We start from the raw sequence: 7,516 nt of genomic DNA, 5'->3' as shown, positions 1-7,516 counted from the left end.
AGTCACGATTGACGAAGCTTGCGCTTCATTCGTTTTTGTATTCCGTAGAATACGATTTTTGCCTCATCGTTCAGTTTTCAAAGTCCAATATGTCATTTGACGACTTTTAAATCTTACAGTAAAGTAATAAGTGATGTCAATTACTTTTTTGAAGTTTTTTTCGTCTGTGACGCTCGCGTTTGGCGTGTGCCTCAGCGACATGTATTAATATATCAACTCTTGTTTTTTTCGTCAACTGTTTTTCTAAAAAAACTTTAGAAAAAAGATAGACCCGCTTGAACCGGTAAAACACTACCCGTTCGCGGGTCTTTTTCGTTACGCCTGTTTTTGCGATTGTCCTTGAGAAGCTGGCTTTTCTTGCAAGCGATGCAGCATTAGAATCTGATACGCATTACAGATTAAAAGTGTCGCAAGCGCCGCCCATAACATCCGCTTATCTTGTGTTGCCTGCAAAGCAGGTACCCATTCGATCAACGTGATGACTGTCATGAGGAACAAAGTCGGAATGAACGCTGTGAAGTTCGTTTCCCGTGCTTTCGTCCGCGCGACTAAGAACGCTATTACAAGCAAGACGACCATCTCACCAATATAAAGGCTCGTCTTATCAAAGCCGTATGCTAATCCGCGTAGATAAACACCATCAAATAGTGCAAATGCAATCAAGACGACCTGGACACGATTCCAAAGCTTTGCGCCGCGGAATAAATCGAGTCCGACGCGATGTAAGATCAAGTACGAGAAGAATCCCATCAAACTGATGGCTGTCCACGTACTACTGTAGGAGAGAGCCGTCACATATCCGCTAATCGATTGATTTCGGATATATCCAGGTTCCGCTACCAAGTTAAACACGAAGCCGGCGAGCGTTCCGATTAGGAGCGTCATCCAAAACAGCTTCAAAAATCCTTTAATCTTCATTCTTATCCCTCTACTTTTTCGATGACACGCGTGGCGAGTTCATTATAGTACGTCTCAAATGGATGTTCATCGCGATAGATCGATGGGGCGAAGTCCGCATCGTTCGCATATGGTTGTCCAAGTGGAATCTTAGCTAGAATATCGGTTTTTAACGCTTCTGACAACCTCTCTCCGCCACCACTACCGAAGACATATTCTTTTTCGCCTGTCACTTTACTTTCAAAGTACGCCATGTTCTCGACGATTCCGAGGAGACGATGGTTCGTCTTGATTGCCATTGCTCCTGCTCGTGCTGCAACGAAAGCGGCTGTCGCGTGAGGTGTCGTGACGATGACTTCCTGACAGCTCGGGAGCATCGAATGAATGTCGAGTGCGACATCTCCTGTCCCCGGTGGAAGATCAAGCAATAAGTAATCGAGATCGCCCCATTCGACGTCCGCGAAGAAGTTGTTGAGCATCTTCCCAAGCATTGGTCCCCGCCAGATGACTGGTGCATTATCTTCAACGAAGAAGCCCATTGAGATGACTTTAACGCCAAAGCGTTCTGGTGGAACGATTCGGTCGTTCACGACAGTCGGACGTGTTTCGATTCCCATCATGTCTGGAACACTAAAGCCGTAGATATCGGCATCAATCAACCCGACTTTCTTCCCTGCTCGTGCGAGGGCGACTGCTAAGTTAACGGAAACCGTTGATTTCCCGACGCCCCCTTTACCAGAAGCGATCGCGATGAACGTCGTACCAGATTCTGGTTTGAGAATTGATGGTGTCGTAGCTGCTTGAATCCCGTGATCACCAAGTGCTTCAAAACGAAGTCCCACTGTCTTGAATCCTTTTTCTTTCAGTTCCTTGACGATTTGCTGTTGGAGCACGAGTTGCTCCCCAGAACCAGATTGAGCTAAAGCGATTTTCAGACTGACATAATCACCTTTAATCCGGACGTCACGAATGCCGTTCGTATCTGCAAGCGGGCGGTCAATCGTCGGATCGACGAGCGTTCCGACTACCTCGCGAATTTCTTGTTCATTCAACATAGTGCCTTCCCCCTGAAAACGTTCGATTTAATCCTTATTAGTATAACAAAAATAAGAGAGCGCTTGCACATTTCGACACCGGAAAGGATGACTTTTCCATGTCCAGTGTCGGTTTTCATCATTTTACTCGATCATTCACTCGTTTTAGAACATTCGGTTCCATGTACGAGGACCCACGACACCATCGACATCAAGTCCTTGACGTGTTTGATAGGCGCGCACCTTCTGAGCCGTCTCTGTATCAAAGCGCCGAGTCACGGTTGCTTTGACTGCACGCTGGATTCGTTCGATATCCCGCGGATTCATATTGGCTGCACCTTGATACAACGGACGACCTGGATACGGAACGATCGCACGAGAGCGATTCGGCGTTTCTTCAGACACTCCTAGTAATTCAAAGTGTGGATAGTCCTTAAAGCTTGTCCAGTCCCCACCCCAAGAAAAGCCACGTCGTTTCATCGCAGCAACAATCTTTCGAAAGCTTTGGTCGTTTCGAAACAGCGCTTGTGTACCGTCTTGGGAATATTGAAAGAGGTCGACGGCAATTCCGCGGTTATGATTGGATTGTCCTCCGCGTGCATTCGTTACGATTGGTCCCGGTAGTGTCCGTCCCTGTGCGTACAACCGATTCTGTTCTGCAATCGATCGGTACCCTTGTGCGACGCCTACATAAATCCCTTGCGCATGCATCTCCCGGATGACCTCTTGCGTCCGTTTGGCGACTTCTCGCGACAGTCCCGAAGCATTCAACTTCCGATTCGCTCGCTCGAGTAACCAGTTGATCGATAATGCCATCTATGCTCACTCCCTTTGTCTCCTGTTCCCGAAAACAAAATCCGCTATACTTATGGAATGCAGAATGATTTTAACTCATATCAAAAGGAGCATCCTATGAAAAAACTCATCATTTGGACACTTGGCGTCACCTGTCTCTTACATCTTAGCTTCGTCCTGTATCTGACGCTGCAACCGACCGTAGCTACCAAGACGGAGTTACCGGACAATGCAACCGTCTTAAGTGAAGAAACCTCTTTTACAGGACATGTCGGTCAAGCGACGGCACATACACCTACCCAATTCATACAATCTCTCTTTGTTTGGAGCATCCCGCTGACGATCGTCATCCTCTACGTTCTTCTGACGATATTGCACCGATTACGCTCCACTCCGTCGACTTGACTTGAATCGCTGTTCTGACACTTCGTCAGGAGAGCGGTTTTTTAGTGCATAAAAAAACCTCCCACCACAAGGGTGAGAGGGATTCGAAAAGAATTAACGTTTCGAGAATTGTGGTGCACGACGAGCTGCTTTAAGACCGTATTTTTTACGCTCTTTCATACGAGCATCACGAGTCAAGAAGCCTTTCGCTTTGAGTGCGCCGCGGAATTCTGGATCCGCTTGAAGAAGAGCACGTGAGATACCGTGACGGATAGCGCCTGCTTGACCAGTGAAGCCGCCGCCTTTGACCGTTACGATTACATCGTACTTGCCTTCTGTTTCTGTGATTACGAGTGGTTCTTTTGCAGTCATGATCAATGTCTCATAACCGAAGTATTCGCTGATATCGCGACCGTTAACTGTGACTTTACCGTCTCCAGCAACGAGGAAAACGCGCGCTGCCGCGTGTTTCCGGCGACCAGTGCCGTAGTAACGTACATCTGCCATCGTGTAGTTCCTCCTAAATTCGTATTAACCGCGAAGTTCGTAAACTTCTGGTTGTTGTGCTTCGTGCTTGTGTGCAGCTCCAGCGTAGACGTGGAGTTTGTTGAACATTTGACGACCGAGGCTACCTTTTGGAAGCATTCCTTTGATCGCGAGTTCAAGCATGCGCTCAGGTTTGTTAGCAAGCATATCGCGTGCAACAGTCTGCTTTAAGCCGCCTGGATGACCAGAGTGACGGTAGTAGACTTTTTTGTCGAGTTTGTTACCAGTTAAAACGATTTTCTCAACGTTGATGAGGATAACGTTATCCCCACAGTCAACGTGTGGTGTGAACGTAGGCTTGTGCTTACCACGGAGAAGTGATGAAACTTCGCTCGCAAGGCGACCGAGTGTTTTACCTTCAGCGTCGATAAGGAGCCATTTGCGTTCTACATCAGTAGCTTTCGCCATGAAAGTTGTGCGCATGTAAAATACCTCCTAAGGAATTAAAAGTTCTGTTTTTGATTTTTCATTTATTCACTAGGTGAATCTATCATAATCTTAGGTGTACGGGGCTAAGATTGTGGTTTCATAATAAATGAAATGCCAATAAACATTGTATGTTTTTTAATAGCCAATGTCAATTGCCTTTTTTCACTCCGGATAGAAAACTTCCCATAGATAGAGTCCATGAGGAGGCGCCGTCACGCCTGCAACGTTCCGGTCCTTTGCCAGCAACATTTTTTTAATGTCCTCTGGTGCAAAACGACCGCGTCCGACGTCAAGTAACGTCCCGACCATGATCCGGATTTGATTATAGAGAAAACCACTGCCCTGGAATCGAAAGACGAGTTCGTCACCGATCGTCATCAACTCTGCCTCGTAAATCGTCCGGACCCGGTTATCCGTTTCCGTCTTCGCGACACAGAACGAACTGAAGTCGTGCGTACCGACGAGATGTGCCATCCCTTGCCGTATGCGCTCGAGATCGAGCGCATACGGGATATGAACCGACAGATTTCGACGAAACGCATTTTCTTCGCGGCGGACGAAATAGCGGTATTCCTTCCCTACGACATCGTAACGTGCTTCAAAGGTCGGTTCGACCTCCTCGCAGCTCCGGACACGAATATCCGCTGGTAAGAGCGTATTCAGTGCCTTAACGACGTTCTCCGGGGGAATCGCTAGTTCCGTATCAAAATGAATGACTTGTCCGTAGGCATGCACTCTCGCATCCGTCCGTCCCGACCCGATGACCTTGACGGGATGTTTGTGCATCCGCGCAAGCGTCGTTTCAATCACTTCTTGAATCGTCAATCCGTTTGGTTGCACCTGATACCCGGCGTAGCCGGTTCCATCATATTGAATCGTACATTTTAAACGACGCATTACCCGATCCCTCGCAATCCTACTAAACTGATCGTCAGGAGGACGAGCAAGATCATCAGACCCGTATCCCGCATCGTCCACTTGGACTCCCGTAGACGTGTCCGTCCCTCTCCTCCACGGTACCCCCGCGCTTCCATCGCTGTCGCAAGATCCTCTGCCCGCTTAAAGGCGGAGATGAACAAGGGAATCAATAACGGAATGATCGCCCGTAAGCGCTCCTTGATTGGTCCTGCTGACAAATCGACACCACGTGCTTGCTGTGCCTTCATGATTTTCTCTGTCTCCTCCGCTAAGGTTGGTAAGAACCGAAGTGAGATCGATAACATTAAGGCGATCTCATGCGTCGGGACACGGACGACCTTGAACGGCTTCAACAACAATTCAATCGCATCTGTCAATTCGATCGGTGAGGTCGTCAGCGTGACGAGCGTCGTGATCGAGACGAGATAGAAGAAACGTAATGAGACGATGATCGCGAGTCGAAGTCCTTCTTCGTAGATCCGGAGCCAGCCGAACTCAAAGAGGACGGCACCTTCGCGCGTGAAGAACAGTTGGATGACGAACGTAAAGACGATCAGGAACAGAATCGGGCGTAGTCCCTTTAGAACATAACGAAGCGGTAAGCGACTACTCATGAGTGCGAGAAACGTAAAAATGAGTAAAAAGATGTTCGTTGATGCATTGTTCGCGAGAAAGACGAGCGGAATGAAGCAGAAAGCAAAGATGATCTTCGCGAGTGCTGACGAGCGATGCAAGTACGACTGACCGGGAATATGTTGTCCGACGATCATTCGCTCACCCCTTTCGTCATCAACCACTCGATCAATTCGGTCTCCGTCCGGATGTCCGGTCGTTCCAGTCCACGCCGATCAGCGACTTGCCAAGCAAGCGATAAGACATGTGGAAGATCGAGATGAAATTGCTCGAGCAAAGTCTCTTCTTTAAACAGATCAAGCGGTAGCCCGTCAAACGCCACCTGGGCGTCTTCCATGACGATGACACGCTCGGCATACTCAAGCACCTGATCCATGTCGTGCGTGATCAGGAGCAACGTCATACCGGTTTCAGCATGGAGCCGGGCAAACAGACTCAGCATATGCTTGCGTCCTTGTGGATCGAGTCCTGCCGTCGGCTCATCGACGATCAACACGTCTGGTTGACTAGCGAGTACGCCGGCAATTGCAACACGCCTCATTTGCCCACCAGACAGGTCAAACGGCGAACGACTCCAAAAGACTTCATCGAGTCCGACAGTGCGTAATGCCTCTTTCGCTAATTGCTCAGCCGTCGCACCATCATGACCGAAGTTCATCGGACCGAACATGACATCTTTTAAGACCGTCTCTTCGAACAATTGATATTCCGGATATTGAAAAACAAGCCCGACGCGACGTCTTAATGGCTTGAGGTCCTGTTTTTTCTTCGGTTCGACGATGATGTCATCGACTTGTACCTTCCCCGCTGTCGGCTTGAGCAATCCGTTGATGTGCTGCACGAGCGTCGATTTCCCGGATCCGGTGTGCCCTACAAACGCAACAAGCGCCCCTGACGGAATCTCAAGATTCACATCACGCAGCGCGACTCGTTCGAACGGACTATTGAGTTGATACGTATAATTTAATTCCTGGATTAAGATTGGCATAAACGGTTCACCAATTCTCTTTCATCTAGTATCGTCTCCTCGAGTGAGAGACCTTGCGCCCGTAAACGTTCTTGTACCCGAACAACGAATGGAACATCGAGTCCGATGTCTTCTAAGAACGATGCATGACGAAAGACTTCCTGAGGGGATCCTTCTAATACGATTTTCCCGGCATCCATGACGATGACACGACTAGCCCGTAATACTTCGTCTAATTCGTGTGTAATCGCGATGACCGCCATTGGGTGGGTCGCATGGAGTTCCTGAACGGTCGACATGACCTCTTGTCGTGCTAATGGATCAAGCATCGATGTAGCTTCATCGAGCACGAGAACATCAGGGCGCATCGCAAGCGCCGAAGCGATTGCGACACGCTGCTTCTGTCCGCCGGATAGTTGATGAGGTTCCCGATCAACAAAATCCGTAAGGCCAACGCGCGCTAGACTGTCGTCGATACGACGAACCATTTCCTCGCGTGGCACACCCCAATTTTCTAGAGCAAATGCCACGTCGTCGCGCACGGTCGTGCCAACGAATTGATTATCTGGATTTTGGAAGACGATGCCGATTGCTCGACGCATCTCCCACAGTTGCTCCGGATTCGCACTTGAAAAGCGCTCAGCAACCGTAACAGTCCCTGTCTCCGGTAACAACAATCCATTAAACAATTTCGTCAGCGTTGATTTTCCAGAGCCATTGTGACCAACGATGGCGACCCATTCACCTGAACGAATCGTCAGAGAGACCTCTTGTAAGGCTGCTTGTTCCTGTTCCGGATACCGATAGGTGACCTGTTCCAGTTCAATCAGCTTGTCCATGATCTCTCCTCCTTCATCAAATCAATACTTTCATTTTGTAGCAAAAGGGCAGAAGCGGGATACGCACTGCCCTT

General features: G+C 48.7%; 10 protein-coding genes. 1 reads left to right on the top strand and 9 read right to left on the bottom strand.

All coding sequences use genetic code 11. The features are described from left to right. Positions 1–315 precede the first annotated feature (315 nt). The 3 genes from KNQ11_RS15945 to KNQ11_RS15935 form a co-directional block, all read right to left on the bottom strand. Complete coding sequence (locus KNQ11_RS15945) at positions 316–918, bottom strand: KinB-signaling pathway activation protein (RefSeq protein WP_064300977.1); 603 nt, start codon at positions 916–918, stop codon at positions 316–318. 2 nt (positions 919–920) lie between these two features. Then, positions 921–1,952 carry an Mrp/NBP35 family ATP-binding protein gene (locus tag KNQ11_RS15940; protein ID WP_023466657.1) on the bottom strand — a complete coding sequence of 344 codons (1,032 nt, stop codon included), beginning with the start codon at positions 1,950–1,952 and terminating at the stop codon, positions 921–923. A gap of 144 nt (positions 1,953–2,096) precedes the next feature. Continuing rightward, the gene (locus KNQ11_RS15935) at positions 2,097–2,747 is read right to left on the bottom strand and encodes a M15 family metallopeptidase (RefSeq protein ID WP_214772587.1); all 651 of its coding nucleotides are present in this window, start codon (positions 2,745–2,747) and stop codon (positions 2,097–2,099) included. A 96-nt stretch (positions 2,748–2,843) separates the two neighbouring features. Here KNQ11_RS15935 and KNQ11_RS15930 point away from each other — a divergent pair, with 96 nt between their 5' ends. Continuing rightward, positions 2,844–3,131 carry a hypothetical protein gene (locus KNQ11_RS15930; protein ID WP_214772585.1) on the top strand — a complete coding sequence of 96 codons (288 nt, stop codon included), beginning with the start codon at positions 2,844–2,846 and terminating at the stop codon, positions 3,129–3,131. Positions 3,132–3,224: 93 nt separating this feature from the next. Here KNQ11_RS15930 and rpsI read toward each other — a convergent pair whose 3' ends face one another. The 6 genes from rpsI to KNQ11_RS15900 form a co-directional block, all read right to left on the bottom strand. Then, complete coding sequence (rpsI, locus tag KNQ11_RS15925) at positions 3,225–3,617, bottom strand: 30S ribosomal protein S9 (protein WP_023466655.1); 393 nt, start codon at positions 3,615–3,617, stop codon at positions 3,225–3,227. 24 nt (positions 3,618–3,641) lie between these two features. Further along, complete coding sequence (gene rplM / locus KNQ11_RS15920; RefSeq protein ID WP_023466654.1) at positions 3,642–4,079, bottom strand: 50S ribosomal protein L13; 438 nt, start codon at positions 4,077–4,079, stop codon at positions 3,642–3,644. 168 nt (positions 4,080–4,247) lie between these two features. Next, a complete protein-coding gene (gene truA / locus KNQ11_RS15915; RefSeq protein WP_214772583.1) occupies positions 4,248–4,982 on the bottom strand; it encodes a tRNA pseudouridine(38-40) synthase TruA in 735 nt (244 codons plus the stop codon). Then, positions 4,982–5,773, bottom strand: coding sequence for an energy-coupling factor transporter transmembrane component T family protein (locus tag KNQ11_RS15910; RefSeq protein WP_214772581.1), 792 nt, complete (start codon positions 5,771–5,773; stop codon positions 4,982–4,984). Before KNQ11_RS15910 ends, truA begins: the two co-directional genes overlap by 1 nt. Then, positions 5,770–6,624 (bottom strand): energy-coupling factor transporter ATPase, encoded by an 855-nt coding sequence (locus KNQ11_RS15905; RefSeq protein WP_050677140.1) that lies wholly within the window; start codon positions 6,622–6,624, stop codon positions 5,770–5,772. The genes KNQ11_RS15910 and KNQ11_RS15905 overlap by 4 nt, the downstream gene beginning before the upstream one ends. After that, on the bottom strand, positions 6,612–7,442 hold the full coding sequence (locus KNQ11_RS15900) for an energy-coupling factor ABC transporter ATP-binding protein (protein ID WP_023466650.1): 831 nt from the start codon (positions 7,440–7,442) through the stop codon (positions 6,612–6,614). Before KNQ11_RS15900 ends, KNQ11_RS15905 begins: the two co-directional genes overlap by 13 nt. Positions 7,443–7,516: the final 74 nt, after the last annotated feature.

Origin of the sequence: Exiguobacterium sp. s39, assembly GCF_018618925.1 — a bacterium.
GTDB lineage: Bacteria > Bacillota > Bacilli > Exiguobacteriales > Exiguobacteriaceae > Exiguobacterium_A > Exiguobacterium_A abrahamii.
The sequence above is the reverse complement of the archived record's forward strand: the minus strand, read 5'-3'. Positions and strand labels throughout refer to the sequence as shown.

Bases quoted from the DNA above. Each gene is read 5' to 3' on its own strand.
- KNQ11_RS15935 (WP_214772587.1), bottom strand. From the start codon at position 2,747: ATGGCATTATCGATCAACTGGTTACTCGAGCGAGCGAATCGGAAGTTG.
- KNQ11_RS15900 (WP_023466650.1), bottom strand. From the start codon at position 7,442: ATGGACAAGCTGATTGAACTGGAACAGGTCACCTATCGGTATCCGGAA.
- KNQ11_RS15945 (WP_064300977.1), bottom strand. From the start codon at position 918: ATGAAGATTAAAGGATTTTTGAAGCTGTTTTGGATGACGCTCCTAATC.
- KNQ11_RS15910 (WP_214772581.1), bottom strand. From the start codon at position 5,773: ATGATCGTCGGACAACATATTCCCGGTCAGTCGTACTTGCATCGCTCG.
- truA (WP_214772583.1), bottom strand. From the start codon at position 4,982: ATGCGTCGTTTAAAATGTACGATTCAATATGATGGAACCGGCTACGCC.
- rpsI (WP_023466655.1), bottom strand. From the start codon at position 3,617: ATGGCAGATGTACGTTACTACGGCACTGGTCGCCGGAAACACGCGGCA.
- KNQ11_RS15930 (WP_214772585.1), top strand. From the start codon at position 2,844: ATGAAAAAACTCATCATTTGGACACTTGGCGTCACCTGTCTCTTACAT.
- KNQ11_RS15940 (WP_023466657.1), bottom strand. From the start codon at position 1,952: ATGTTGAATGAACAAGAAATTCGCGAGGTAGTCGGAACGCTCGTCGAT.
- rplM (WP_023466654.1), bottom strand. From the start codon at position 4,079: ATGCGCACAACTTTCATGGCGAAAGCTACTGATGTAGAACGCAAATGG.
- KNQ11_RS15905 (WP_050677140.1), bottom strand. From the start codon at position 6,624: ATGCCAATCTTAATCCAGGAATTAAATTATACGTATCAACTCAATAGT.